Annotated in this window: 5 protein-coding genes; all 5 read left to right on the forward strand. The window is 51.9% G+C overall.

Features of this window, described 5'->3' with window-relative positions:
• Nucleotides 1-41: 41 nt before the first annotated feature.
• The 5 genes from J1C60_RS04230 to J1C60_RS04250 all read left to right on the forward strand — a co-directional run bounded on the left by J1C60_RS04230 (nucleotide 42) and on the right by J1C60_RS04250 (nucleotide 14,371).
• Entirely contained in the window at nucleotides 42-6,143 is a 6,102-nt protein-coding gene (locus J1C60_RS04230; protein ID WP_242080470.1) for a BapA/Bap/LapF family large adhesin, read from the forward strand.
• Nucleotides 6,144-6,375: 232 nt separating this feature from the next.
• The gene (locus J1C60_RS04235; RefSeq protein WP_128178360.1) at nucleotides 6,376-7,818 is read left to right on the forward strand and encodes a TolC family outer membrane protein; all 1,443 of its coding nucleotides are present in this window, start codon (nucleotides 6,376-6,378) and stop codon (nucleotides 7,816-7,818) included.
• Entirely contained in the window at nucleotides 7,815-10,007 is a 2,193-nt protein-coding gene (locus J1C60_RS04240; protein WP_128178363.1) for a type I secretion system permease/ATPase, read from the forward strand. The genes J1C60_RS04235 and J1C60_RS04240 overlap by 4 nt, the downstream gene beginning before the upstream one ends.
• Nucleotides 9,988-11,211 (forward strand): HlyD family type I secretion periplasmic adaptor subunit, encoded by a 1,224-nt coding sequence (locus tag J1C60_RS04245; protein WP_375139786.1) that lies wholly within the window; start codon nucleotides 9,988-9,990, stop codon nucleotides 11,209-11,211. Before J1C60_RS04240 ends, J1C60_RS04245 begins: the two co-directional genes overlap by 20 nt.
• A 22-nt stretch (nucleotides 11,212-11,233) precedes the next feature.
• On the forward strand, nucleotides 11,234-14,371 hold the full coding sequence (locus J1C60_RS04250) for a glycosyltransferase (RefSeq protein ID WP_128178365.1): 3,138 nt from the start codon (nucleotides 11,234-11,236) through the stop codon (nucleotides 14,369-14,371).
• Nucleotides 14,372-14,767 lie beyond the last annotated feature (396 nt).

Here is a 14,767-nt window from a genome sequence, read left to right on the forward strand (position 1 = left end):
CCGGAACCGCTTAACTCAATCCTTGTTGGGAGTACAGGTTTATGAACAATATATCGATAACTGAGAAAGGTAGTGGCAACACTTCCAGTCTCAATGCTGAAGAGGTCAATTTAGATTCTCCCAGCATAGTTAAATTACAACTGGAAAGGCGCGATATTGCGTCTTTTAACCGATCTGGTAACGATCTCGTCGTTACTCTCCATTCTGGTGAAAAACTCGAGCTGAAAAATTTTTTCCTGGCGGATGCGCAAGGGAATACCAGCGATTTAGTATTGGAAGATGAACAGGGAGCGTTGTGGTGGGTACAGGATCCCGGGGCTGGATTCCATTTTGAGTCGATATCTGGCCTTGAAGATCTCATGATTGCGGGAGAAGGTTCTGGCTACACCGGGCCTTTGGCCATGGCTGCCGCTGGTGCGGTAGGCATCGCCGCAATGTTCCTTGGCGCGAATAATAGCGATGGTCATTCTAATACTGAAACCATCGACGATTCCGACAGCGATGCAGATTCTGACAGTGACGCAGATTCTGACGCTGACGCTGACGCTGACGCGGATGCGGATGCCGACAGCGACTCGGATTCAGATGCGGATGCGGACGCCGACAGCGATTCTGATTCTGACGCGGATGCGGACGCCGACAGCGATTCTGATTCTGACGCGGATGCGGATGCCGACAGCGACTCGGATTCAGATGCGGATGCGGATGCCGACAGCGATTCGGATTCAGATGCCGACGCGGATGCCGACAGTGACTCGGATGCCGATGCCGATGCGGATGCCGACAGTGACTCGGATGCAGATGCCGACGCGGATGCTGACAGTGACTCGGATGCAGATGCCGATGCGGACGCTGACGCGGACGCCGACAGCGACTCAGATTCAGATGCGGATGCGGACGCCGACAGTGATTCGGATTCTGACTCTGACGCCGATGCCGATGCCGATGCGGACGCTGACAGTGACTCGGATTCCGACGCGGATGCGGACGCCGACAGTGACTCGGATTCAGATGCGGATGCGGATGCCGACAGTGACTCGGACTCTGACGCCGATGCGGATGCTGACAGCGATTCTGATTCTGACGCCGATGCCGACGCCGACAGCGACTCGGATTCCGACGCGGACGCCGACGCCGACAGTGACTCGGATTCAGATGCGGATGCGGATGCCGACAGCGATTCCGATTCTGACGCGGATGCGGATGCCGACAGTGACTCGGACTCTGACGCCGATGCGGATGCTGACAGCGACTCGGATTCAGATGCGGATGCGGATGCCGACAGTGACTCGGACTCCGATGCCGATGCGGATGCGGACAGCGATTCTGATTCTGACGCCGATGCCGACGCCGACAGCGATTCGGATTCAGATGCTGATGCGGATGCCGACAGCGATTCGGATTCAGATGCTGACGCGGATGCAGACGCCGACAGCGATTCGGATTCAGATGCTGATGCAGACGCCGACAGTGACTCGGATTCTGACTCTGACGCCGATGCTGATGCGGATGCTGACAGTGACTCGGACTCTGACGCCGATGCGGATGCGGACGCCGACAGCGATTCGGACTCTGACGCGGATGCGGACGCCGACAGTGACTCGGATTCAGATGCGGATGCCGACGCCGACAGCGACTCGGATTCAGATGCGGATGCGGATGCCGACAGCGATTCGGACTCTGACGCGGACGCGGACGCCGACAGTGACTCGGATTCAGATGCGGATGCGGACGCCGACAGCGATTCGGACTCTGACGCGGATGCTGACGCCGACAGTGACTCGGATTCAGATGCGGATGCAGACGCCGACAGTGACTCGGATTCAGATGCGGATGCGGACGCCGACAGCGATTCGGACTCTGACGCGGATGCTGACGCCGACAGTGACTCGGATTCAGATGCGGATGCGGACGCCGACAGCGATTCTGATTCTGACGCGGATGCGGATGCCGACAGTGACTCGGATTCTGACTCTGACGCCGATGCGGACGCCGACAGCGATTCGGACTCTGACGCGGATGCGGATGCCGACAGCGATTCGGATTCTGACTCTGACGCCGATGCGGATGCGGATGCTGACAGCGATTCCGATTCTGACGCGGATGCGGATGCCGACAGCGACTCGGATGCAGATGCGGATGCGGATGCCGACAGTGACTCGGACTCCGATGCCGATGCGGATGCGGACAGCGATTCTGATTCTGACGCCGATGCCGACGCCGACAGCGATTCGGATTCAGATGCTGATGCAGACGCCGACAGTGACTCGGATTCTGACTCTGACGCCGATGCGGATGCGGATGCTGACAGTGATTCGGATTCTGACTCTGACGCCGATGCTGATGCGGACGCCGACAGCGACTCTGATTCTGACTCTGACGCCGATGCGGATGCGGATGCTGACAGTGACTCTGACGCCGACGCGGATGCAGACAGTGACTCGGACTCGGACTCTGACGCCGATGCGGATGCAGACAGCGATTCTGATTCTGACGCCGATGCGGATGCCGACGCCGACAGTGACTCGGACTCTGACGCCGATGCGGATGCAGACAGCGATTCTGATTCTGACGCCGATGCGGATGCGGACGCCGACAGTGACTCTGATTCTGACTCTGACGCCGATGCTGATGCGGACGCCGACAGTGACTCGGATTCTGACTCTGACGCCGATGCGGATGCGGACGCCGACAGTGACTCGGATTCTGACTCTGACGCCGATGCTGATGCGGATGCCGACAGTGACTCGGATTCTGACTCTGACGCCGATGCGGATGCGGACGCCGACAGTGACTCGGATTCTGACTCTGACGCCGATGCGGATGCGGACGCCGACAGTGACTCTGATTCTGACTCTGACGCCGATGCGGATGCGGATGCTGACAGTGACTCTGACGCTGACGCCGATGCGGATGCGGACGCCGACAGTGACTCGGATTCTGACTCTGACTCTGACGCCGATGCGGATGCGGATGCCGACAGTGACTCGGATTCTGACTCTGACGCCGATGCGGATGCGGATGCCGACAGTGACTCGGATTCTGACTCTGACGCCGATGCTGATGCGGACGCCGACAGCGACTCTGATTCTGACTCTGACGCCGATGCGGATGCGGATGCTGACAGTGACTCTGACGCCGACGCGGATGCCGACAGTGACTCGGATGCAGATGCCGACGCGGATGCTGACAGTGACTCGGATGCAGATGCCGACGCGGATGCTGACAGTGACTCGGATGCAGATGCCGATGCGGATGCTGACAGTGACTCGGATGCAGATGCCGACGCGGATGCTGACAGCGACTCGGATGCAGATGCCGATGCGGATGCTGACAGCGACTCGGATGCAGATGCCGATGCGGATGCTGACAGCGACTCGGATGCAGACGCCGATGCGGATGCTGACAGTGACTCTGATGCCGATTCAGACAGCGACTCAGATATACCCGGAGCGGTAGACGATAAAGCGACCCTTGAAATTGGCACCAGTGTTGAAACTACAGACCACGGTGCTTCATCGAAAAGTGGTTTCCTGCTGGCTAACCTCGGGCTGGGTGAAGTATTGGATGTGACGCTGATTGATTTGCAGAATCAGGCCACATTCTCGGTAGACGATAATGAATCGCGTAGCATCACGGTACAGGCGAGTGCGGGAGGGCTTTCAGTTCTGTCCACTTTTGACCTGTTTATCTACCGGTTCAATGAAGATACGCAGAAATATGAGCAGTATCAGCATCTCGATGACTGGTTAAGGGTTGTAGCAATTGGTGGCCGTTCGGAAGAACTGACGCTGACGCTACCTAAAGGAGATTATGTCTTCCTGCTGCAAGCCGATCAGGGACTATCGGTAGCAACGGGCTATACGTTGAACGTATTGGAAGATATCTCTCATACCGTAGAAACCTCTTCTGGAAGCGTGGACGGTAATGTTATTACCGGAGACAGCGAGGGAACAGGTGGTGATACCGCTCCTGCAGGCAGTGTCATTAGCAGTGTCAACGGCATAGCCATCAATGCTGACGGAACCACGGAGATTGAGGGTAAATACGGTACGTTAACGATCGATGCGCAAGGTAACTATACCTATACGCTTACGGAGGGTCTGCCGCCGTCCTCAATTACCGGGCCGGAAAACTTCAACTATGTCCTGACCGGCCCTGGCGGTCAAAACAGCTCGGCTACGTTGACTGTTGATCTGACACTTCCGGAAGTTCAGGCTGTTGACGATCAGGCGACGCTGGATGTCAGAACTGTTGTGGAAGAAACCGACCATGGCGCTTCAGCAAAAGCCGGTGTGCTGCTAGCCAACCTCGGTCTGGGGGACGTGCTGGATGTGACGTTAGTCGATCTACAGAATCAGGCACAATTCAATGTTGCCGATGATTCAGTGCGTACCGTGACGGTGCAGGCGAGTGCGGGTGGTCTTTCAGTACTCTCCACCTTTGACCTGTTTATCTATCAATTTAATGAGGATACGCAGAAGTACGAGCAATATCAGCACATTGATAACTGGTTAAGGATCCTGGCGGTCGGCGGTCGTTCGGAAGAGCTAACGTTAACGCTGCCTAAAGGGGATTATGTCTTCCTGCTACAGGCTGATCAGGGACTTTCGGTAGCAACTGGCTACGTGCTGAATGTTCTGCATGATGTAACCCACGCAGTTGAGACGAGCACTGGTTCTGTCGACGGCAATGTCATTACCGGTGGTGATGAGGGCATCGGAGGTGACTCAGGACCGGCAGGTACGTTAATTTCCACGGTAAACGATGTGGTGATATCACCGAAGGGTACCACGGAGATTGAGGGCAAATATGGCACGCTGACGATTGATGCACAGGGTAATTATACCTATGCCTTAACGCAGGGCTTACCCCCCTCCAGCATTACCGGGCCGGAGATCTTTAACTATGTACTGGCCGGTATTGATGGTTCAAAAAGCGCGGCAACACTGACGATCAATCTGGAACTGCCGGATATTCAGGCGGTAGATGATGTCGTCTCTCTGGAAGCCTCAGCACTACAGGTGGAGAGTGAGCATAGTGAGCCGGGGACCTCGGTAAGCTGGCAAAGTGCGCTGTTTAACTCAACAACCGGCACGGCGAGCAGTACGTTCCATATAGATGATGGTGTGGCGCTGAAGGATATGGCGTTGGGTATCAATATCAGTGGCGCTGCGCTCACTGGTGTGAACATCACTTATACCATCGCTGATGCGAACGGCACGGTACTTGTCACAAATACGGTCTCTGGCGGGACCTTACTTGGCAGCAATCCATCAATTTCTCTGGGAGGACTTGAGCTGACAGAAGGGGATTATACCCTGACGCTTAGCGGCAGAGTGGGGCCGCTGGCTATCGGTACGGTGACAATTTCCTCTACTGTGACCGGAACCGAAGTGGCGTTAAGTGAATTCCATACCGGTGATTCGATAACGGTCGAAGGGCATATCTTCGATGGTTCCGGTTCAGAGGGCATACCGGATGAAATTTCATCGCTGTACACCACTCTGACGATCACTGACGCCAATGGTACGGATACTACGCTGGTTCAAGAGGAGGGCAGTTCTACCGTCGATATTGCTGGTCACTACGGTACGCTGACGCTCAGTACTGATGGCAGCTATAGCTACAGTCTGAATGAAGGTATCAACATAGCGGATATTACGGAGAAAGAGGCGTTTAACTATACCCTGACGGCACAGGATGGCAGTACATCAAGTGCGACCCTGACGGTCAATCTTGACCTGACTATTGAGGGAAGTCGTCATGACGATACGGCAAGCAGCTCGGCTTATGATGATACTTTCACCTTAGGTGCGGGCAGTGACACGGTGATCTTTAATCTGCTGGATGCAGATGACGCAGCGGGAGGTAACGGTACAGATAATACCTGGACTGATTTCTCCGTAGCGGACAACGATCATATTGATGTCAGCAAGCTGTTAAGTGGCTGGGATGGTTCTTCTGCAGATATCGGTAACTTTGTTTCCGTTGAGCATACCGATTCAGGTGACACGGTTGTCTCCATCGACCGTGATGGTGCAGGAGATCAGTTCAATTCAACGCAGCTCATCACCCTGGAAGGTGTGGAAGTCACGCTGGATGAACTGTTACAACAAAACTCCTCCTCATCAGATGCATGATGAAGTGGCGATCTGAGTAGCATTTATCAGCACAGGGATGTGCTTTAAATGGAAATAAAGAGGGAGAGATTAATTTTCCTCTTATTTTTCCAGATAAAGCTGACGCGGCATGACTTCGCGTTAATAAGGATCATCTTTTTCTATTGATTAGCAGGGGCATGTTTTTTGAACGTTAAAAATCACCTCTGGCTTGTTGAGCGTTAATCAATGAATCTGATTTTTAGGAAGAATTATGTTTATTTATCGCCATCGCAGAATAGGTACTACCTGCTTTTTTATCGCCGCCACTACGTTTTTTTATAGTTGTGCGGTAACGGCACAATTGCAAAACCAGTCTGATTCTGCCGGAGTGATCAGTACACAGCATATTATTCCGCAACAAGAACTTCCCAGCCTGTCCGGACCAACGCCAGATAATATGCCGGACCGTGCGCCAGATGTACTTGATATTAAAAATGCCGTACAGCGGGCCGTGCAATGGCATCCCGATATTAGTGAGGCAATCGGGGTACTGTTTTCTCAGTCTGAAAAGGTTGATGTTGCCCGTGCTAAATATTACCCGCAAATTAGCGGAGGATTTAATAACGGTATTACGAATACATATCGTGATAATGGTTATAGTCCATCGCTGGTTTTATCGCTTTCTCAGATGCTCTATGACTTTGGTAAAGTCGACAACGCCGTTCGTGAAGCTAACGCGGCGGTTGCTCAGCAGCAGGCTAACGTTTTGGTTAGCATCGATACCATTGCCCATGATGCGGCAGCAGCCTTGGTACAGGTTCAGGGGTATCAGCAGTTAGTCTCCATCGCTCAGGATCAGCTACAGGCACTCAATAGTATTGGTGACCTGGCTCGTCAGCGTAATGATGAAGGCGCCAGCTCGCTCTCTGATGTAGTGCAAACCCGCACGCGTATTGAAGGTGCCCGCGCGACCTTAACGCAATATCAAGCCAGTCTGGATCGTTGGCGCGCAACATTAGCCACCTATATGGGGTGGAAAATGATCAATCGGGTCAACAACGATTTTCCGGGCGAGTTGGCAAACGCCTGCCAGACAACGCAGGTTGACGATCGGCTTGTGCCTTCGGTGTTAGCCGCGTGGGCCAGAGCCAATCAGGCGCAGGCGCAGGTGGCTTCTGCTGATGCTCAGATGTTGCCCACGATTTCACTGGAGCCGGAGGTCACGCACTACCTCAACGATCGTTACGCCAATAGCGCTGCGCTGGATCGTACTCAATACTCTGCCTGGGTGCGGGTACAGATGCCGCTTTACCAGGGCGGCGCGCTTTCCGCCAGTCGTAATGCCGCACAGCACAGTCTGGAGGCGGCTAATGCTGCGGTTCGTACCGCTCAACTCGACGCGCGTCAGCAGTTAAGTGAAGCGCAAAACGAATCTGGAAGCTTACAGCAAACACTGCAGATCCAGGCACGTCAACAGGCGTTGGGCGAAAAGACCCGTTCGCTTTATCAGGATCAGTATTTACAACTGGGTACTCGCCCTCTACTGGACGTACTGAATGCTGAACAGGAGATTTATCAATCTCGTTTCACTGAGCAGCAAACGCAAAGCCAATTAAGGAGCCTTCAACTGGACTGCCTGTACAGCACCGGCAGAATAAGAAGCGTATTTACTCTGGATAGTCAGGCCATCCAGGGTGTGGAGATTAGACCATGAGCCAGTTGGAAAATACATTCAACGACGTTCCTGATAACGGCGATACTAGCGCAGATTTAACCGATTGGGTGACGGCAATTACCTATATTGCCAGTCATTATCGACTTGATTATTCATCAGGTGAGTTACTGGCGATTGCCCGTTGGCAATGGAATAATCCACTGCCTGTTGTGTTAAAAAATCTGGCACGGCAGGCTGGATTATCGGGAAAAATACTGGCTGCTAAAGATCACGATATTTCTGTGTGGCGTCTTCCGCTGGTTATTCAGCTTAAGGACGGTCAGATTGGTATTATTAAAACGTTTGATGGTGTTGATCAAATCGGCGTTAGTTTTATTCACGATGAGGGATTGGTAAACACGCTCTCATTCTCACAATTATTACCAGATATTAGCAGGATCATTGCTTTTCGTCCGGCAGCGGCGGCAAAAGATATTCGGGCTGACAGTTATCTGGAAAAGTATAAGCCTGACTGGTTACGTAAACTGGTTATTCGGGATTTAAAACCATACTGGCATGTCATGTTGGCCTCGCTGCTAATTAATGTACTGGCGCTTGCGGGTATTCTTTTTTCTATGCAGGTTTATGATCGGGTCATCCCCGCGCAGTCTTTTCCAACGCTTTACGTATTATTTATTGGCGTACTTATTGCCGTTATATTCTCATTTATTTTACGTGTGGGACGGGGGCATGTTACCGATATTTTAGGTAAACAGGCTGATATGCGTGTCTCCGATCGCGTGTTTGGCCACGCATTGCGATTACGAAATAGTGCCATACCACGCTCTACCGGGAGCTTTATTTCACAAGTGCGTGAATTAGAGCAAATACGCGAGATGGTAACGTCAACGACCGTATCAGCCATCGTTGATATGCCTTTCTTTTTACTTTTCTTACTGATGTTGATGATTATCTCTCCTCAGCTGGCATGGATAGCGCCGGCGGCGGCGTTATTGATGATCGCCCCGGGTCTGCTGTTACAGAAAAAATTATCCCACCTGGCACGTCAGTCGGTACATGAGTCAACGTTACGTAACGCGGTATTAGTTGAGAGCCTACAGGGGCTTGAAGATATCAAATTGATGCAGGCGGAAGACCGCTTTCAGCAGCAATGGAACAGTTATATTGCGGTAACGGCGCAGTCGGGCGTACGTACGCGACGGATCACTCAGGGGCTGATTAGCTGGGGTATGACTATCCAGAATCTGGTATATGCCTCGGTGGTTTTAGTGGGGGCGCCGTTGGTCATTAACGGTGATATGACGACCGGCGCGATCGTTGCAGCATCGTTACTGTCGTCACGGATGATTGCTCCGATGTCTACGCTTTGTGGTGTGCTGGCGCGTTGGCAGCAAGTTAAGGCAGCAAAGTCCGGTTTGGACAGCATTATGAAACTACCGGTTGAGAATAGCCGGGAAGAGACAAAGGTTCATTGCGCAGCATTGTATGGACATTATCGGCTAACTGCTGCTGCCTTCAGTTATCACACCGAATCATCTCGCGTACCGTTAAGAGTCGGCAAACTGGAAATTAAGCCCGGAGAAAGGGTTGCGGTGTTGGGGCGCAATGGTGCAGGCAAATCGACCTTTTTGCAGGCGCTGGCGGGGGGGATGGAGCTTACCGAAGGTGAGCTGCTACTGGACGATCTGAGTTTGCCGCATATTGATGTCGCCGATCTGCGACGGAATATCGGTTTACTGACGCAAAATGCCAGGTTATTCCACGGTACGTTGCGGGATAACCTGACGCTGGGCGCGCCACAGGCCAGTGACGACGATATTTTCAGCGTGCTGGAGGTATGCGCTGCGGCTGATTTCGTCAGGCGGCTACCGCTGGGGCTTGACCATCCTATTATGGAGGGAGGGCTAGGCCTGTCGGGCGGGCAGCGTCAATCGATTCTGCTGGCCAGGATGTTATTACGCGATCCGAATATTGTACTACTGGATGAGCCGACCGCTTCACTGGATGAACATACCGAGCAGGATTTCCTGCAACGCCTTTCTTTATGGCTGGCAGGCCGAACGCTCATCGTCGCTACCCATCGGGCTGCAGTACTGGAATTAGTCGACCGGGTCTTAGTTTTCAAAGAGGGTAACCTGGTGATGGATACACCAAAAGAGAAAGCGTTTAACCATGCGGAAAAGCGGGCCCGTCGTCAGGAGTTCAGCAATGAAAATCAATCAGCCTGATCCATTGGCGGATACCGCCGGAACCCGATTACTACTGGATGATAGCGAAGGGCAGGTCAATGACGATAGCGCACTGTCTGGATCCTCGCGGGTTATCGTTATTATTAGCCTGTTACTGGCCGTGGCGGCGGTCTGGGCATGGTTTGGTGTTTTAGATGAAGTCTCGACCGGAACGGGGAAAGTGATCCCGAGTTCCAGAGAGCAAGTATTACAGTCGCTGGATGGTGGGATTTTAGTCGAGCTGAATGTTAAAGAGGGCGATATGGTGCAGGCCGGGCAGGTGGTTGCCCGGATGGACCCAACGCGTTCTGAATCTAATGTTGGTGAAAGTGCTGCGCGCTATCGAGCCTCACTGGCAGCCGGTGCTCGTTTACATGCAGAGGTCAATGATTCGCCCTTAACTTTTCCGGATGAGCTGAAGGGGTGGCCTAATCTGACGGCAACAGAAACCAGGTTGTATAACACGCGTCGTGCTCAGCTTACGGAATCTGAGTCGCGAATTAGAGAGTCGCTGGATTTGGTCGTCCGGGAACTGCAAATCACCGAAAAACTCGCGAAAAGCGGTGCTGCCAGTAACGTAGAAGTCTTGCGCTTACGGCGCCAGAAATCAGATCTGGATCTGAAGCTCACTGATTTACGTTCACAGTATTATGTGCAGGCCCGGGAGGAGTTGGCGAAGGCGAATGCTGAGGTTGATACACTTTCGGAGGTGATTAAGGGCCGCTCGGATTCTGTGACGCGCCTGACGGCTCGCTCACCCGTACGCGGTATCGTTAAAAATATTAAGGTCACCACCCTCGGCGGCGTTATTACGCCGAATGGTGAATTGATGGAAATTGTCCCTCTTGATGATCGGTTGCTGATTGAAGCCAGGCTTTCACCGCGTGATATTGCCTTCATTCGTCCGGGACAGCAGGCTCTGGTGAAGATCACCGCCTATGACTACGCTATTTATGGCGGTTTAGATGGTGTGGTCGAAACCATTTCGCCCGATACCATTCAGGACGAAGTGAAACCCGAGAATTATTACTATCGGGTATTCATTCGTACCGATCTTGATTATTTACAAAATAAAACCGGCAAGCATTTTTCTATTGTGCCGGGGATGATTTCGACGGTGGATATTAAGACCGGCGAGAAAACAATAATGGACTATTTAATTAAACCGTTTAACCGGGCTAAAGAAGCGCTCAGAGAGCGTTAATATTTCGACTGGAGGAAAGAGGATGTCGCTAAGTGAATTATTACAGCTCGCCCGTGGCCAGGCTGAAAAACTAAAGGATACGGCCTTACCATCGGAATACCCGGCCTGGGTGCTTTTTTTCAGTATCGCGAATGGTTCTGAACGGGCCAGTGTGCACATTGCTACTGGTTCGAGTTTTGAAAAAGCCTGGCTGAGCGGTGCTCAAACATTACAGCAATGGAAAAAGAAGCAGAAAAAGCAGCCTGAGTGGCTGCGTGTGGATATTGTTGATCGGGTCGAAGCACTCAGTTGGCAGGTATTACAGGATAAATTACAGCAAACTAAACGTAACTATTTTCGCTTTGGACTGGCGTTTGATCCACAATTTTCCCACGCGATCCTTGAGCAGGAGATCGGTGCCGGAGCGCTTCTTTATGATGGCAAGATTGGTGTTGCGACGCCCAATGCTATAAACCTGAATAACTATGCTAAACGTCGGTTTGGCGAGCCACTTGACTGGCCTGAAAGGGCAGAGCAATCGATATGGCGTTTTACCACCCGGGCTGTTTTTACTGACGGTTCCCGGGCCTGGCGAATTGAACACCAGGGGCGAAATGCTGGTTATCGGCAGATTACCCACTGGCCTGCAGAACATGTTGCGACAGTCATTGATAGCGCTACTGACTATTTATCGCGTCAGATAAAGCTATCCGGTGAATATTATTATGGCTGGTTTCCCTGTTTTGATCGTCCTATCCCCTCTTATAATGCTTTGCGCCATGCCAGCTCAACCTATGCATTACTTGAAGGTTGGGAACTGACCCAGGATAACAGCCATAAAGCGGCGATCGATCGTACGCTACGCTATTTAACGCAGCAGTTAATACACAGTCAGCAGTTGGCTGATGGTACTGAAGCCGATTTTTTAGTAGATGTTGGCGATGAAATAAAGCTGGGGGGGAATGCGGTCAGCATTCTGGCGCTGGCGAAATATACAGAACTCACCGGTGATCAGCAGTATGTTGCCCAGATGGAGCGGCTGGCAAACGGCATTGCGTATATGCAGGACCGCCTCAGCGGTGCATTTGTACATGTACTGAATTATCCTGATCTGTCGGTCAAAGAAGCTCAGCGCATTATTTATTATGATGGTGAAGCGGCTTTTGCCTTGATTCGCCTTTATGCCATCACCAAAAATGAACGCTGGTTACAGATTGTCGAAAGAGCGTTTGATTATTTTATTGCACAGAAACACTGGCGTGCACACGACCATTGGCTGAGTTATTGCGTTAATGAATTAACGATGTACCGGCCGGAGGCGCGTTATTATCAGTTTGGTCTGGATAATGTGCGAGAACATCTTGATTTCGTACTCGAGAGGATAACGACTTATCCGACGCTACTGGAATTAATGATGGCGGCACAGCGGATGATCGCCAGGTTGCTCGTCGATCCTCAGCATCGCTATCTACTGGACGATTTTGATCTTAATAAATTTGGACGTGCGCTGGAATATCGAGCGCGCTATCTGCTCAACGGCTTTTTCTGGCCGGAACTGGCGATGTTTTTTAAAAACCCACAGCGTATTGTTGGAAGCTTCTTTATTCGTCATCACAGTTATCGCGTCAGGATTGATGACGTTGAGCACTATTTATCTGGTTATGTGGCCTATCTTAAATATCTTAATAACCAGCAGATAATGAAATTATCATCTCCGGTACGGGAGGAGTCTCGACAGCAGGTTGTCTTTCTGTGCGCAGATATACGTAATGTGGGAAACGGTATCGAAGCGGCAACGCTGAGCCGAGCCAGATTGTTCGCCAGGCAGATGGATATAGCGCCATGGATTGTTACATCCGAGTGGAATCCGGCGCTTGCTGATAACGTCGAGATGCTAAAAAAAGCGGGAAAATTACCGTCCCGGGTGCAGGTGTTTAATATATATCACTGGCTGATTTCTATGCGCGATCGGGGGGAGATTGGTTTTTTACCGGATAACCCGCAGCGCGTCATTAGCGGCATGCCTCAGTCCGGATTGGGCGGCATAAAAATGATAACGTACACGTTACAGGATCCGGATGGCGAACAACGTTGCCATGAATTTCTTGATGATCAGCACCGGGTATTGTTGCGTAAGTGTTACCGGGAGTACCCGGGGAAAAGCACGCTAATTGGCATTGAAATTAATGATCATCGATATGGAATCATGACGTTTAGCCATCAGGCAGGTTTTAACGCCGCAATGCTGGAGGCGAATCTGGACTGCGCCACCGAATGGCACTTCATTGTTGATAAAAATCAACCCTGGAGCGAGTTTGTGAATTCCAGGCCGCAACAGCGGTTTCATGCAACCGTGACTGCGCTGATTCATTCCTCGCATCGTTTACCGAATGGTGAACGTAAAGGTACCTACAGGCATATCCTCGAACAGCATCAGCGGGTTGATCAATTGGTGGTACTCACGGAGGAACAGCGTCAAGACTTAATTGGTGAGGGATTTCCTGAGCACAAACTACGCGTTATCCCCCATCCTGCAGAGGCACGATATTCAACTGATACGCTGGACAAGATCCCCTCAAAGCAGGTGCTCTATATGGCGCGCTACTCGCCGGAAAAGCAGCATGGTTTATTGATTCGGGCATTTGAGCGGGTAGTAGACGCGATACCGGATGCACAGCTGCAGACCTATGGTACCGGCCCGTTACGCGCAGCATTACGCAAGCAGGTAATGCAAAAAGGGCTGGATTCTCATATTCATATTAATGGTTTTTCCGATGATATCGCCGAAATTCAGCGTCGTTCCTGCTGTGCGGTGCTGTGTTCTAACCAGGAGGGGTTTTCCCTGTTTGGTTTGGAATCACTGGCCCACGGGACGCCGTTGGTGAGTTTTGCGATTAAATACGGACCTCGCGATCTGCTGCACGAATATGACGCGGGTGTGCTGGTCACTGAAGGGGATGAGCGAGCGCTTGCTGATGCGCTGATCGCGATAATCAATGACCCAGGTAAACAGAAGCATATGCAGCAGCAGGCTTTATGCAGCGCCGGACGCTTTTATAGCGAACTCATCGCGGAGAAGTGGCAGCGATGGTGGCTGGATATGCGTCAGTTTGATCATGTTAACCGGCAGTATGACGAGCCCGTTATCGCCGTGTCCGGAATAACCTATCGACAGGAGTAGCCATGATCATGTAGCGGCTCGGGGAAGCGGGCCGCTACAAATATATGGCGATCGCTCTGCGCTAAATAGTGGTCGTGCTTTTCTACACTCGCTATGTTCCCATAGTGAACAACGCCTGCAATTCTCAAAATTTAACAACAGGAAATTTGCGGCTACCACTCCCCACCCCTACGCGATAGAATGCGTCATTTACTGCGGTAAGCGCGGTATCAACCAGGTTTGTGACAAGTTGCCCATTATATTTGGTGTTGCACTTACGTTAGCTGTTGTTATTGAGGGCAGCCAAACTTACCAGAACGTGAGCGTTCTCTGGCCGCTTATCGCTGTCAGTTCCATGGGCGTTCTCGTGCTTCCGGAATGGTTTAGGGCACAGGTATGATTCATTTAAATTATAAG

The organism is [Pantoea] beijingensis, from assembly GCF_022647505.1.
GTDB lineage: Bacteria > Pseudomonadota > Gammaproteobacteria > Enterobacterales > Enterobacteriaceae > Erwinia > Erwinia beijingensis.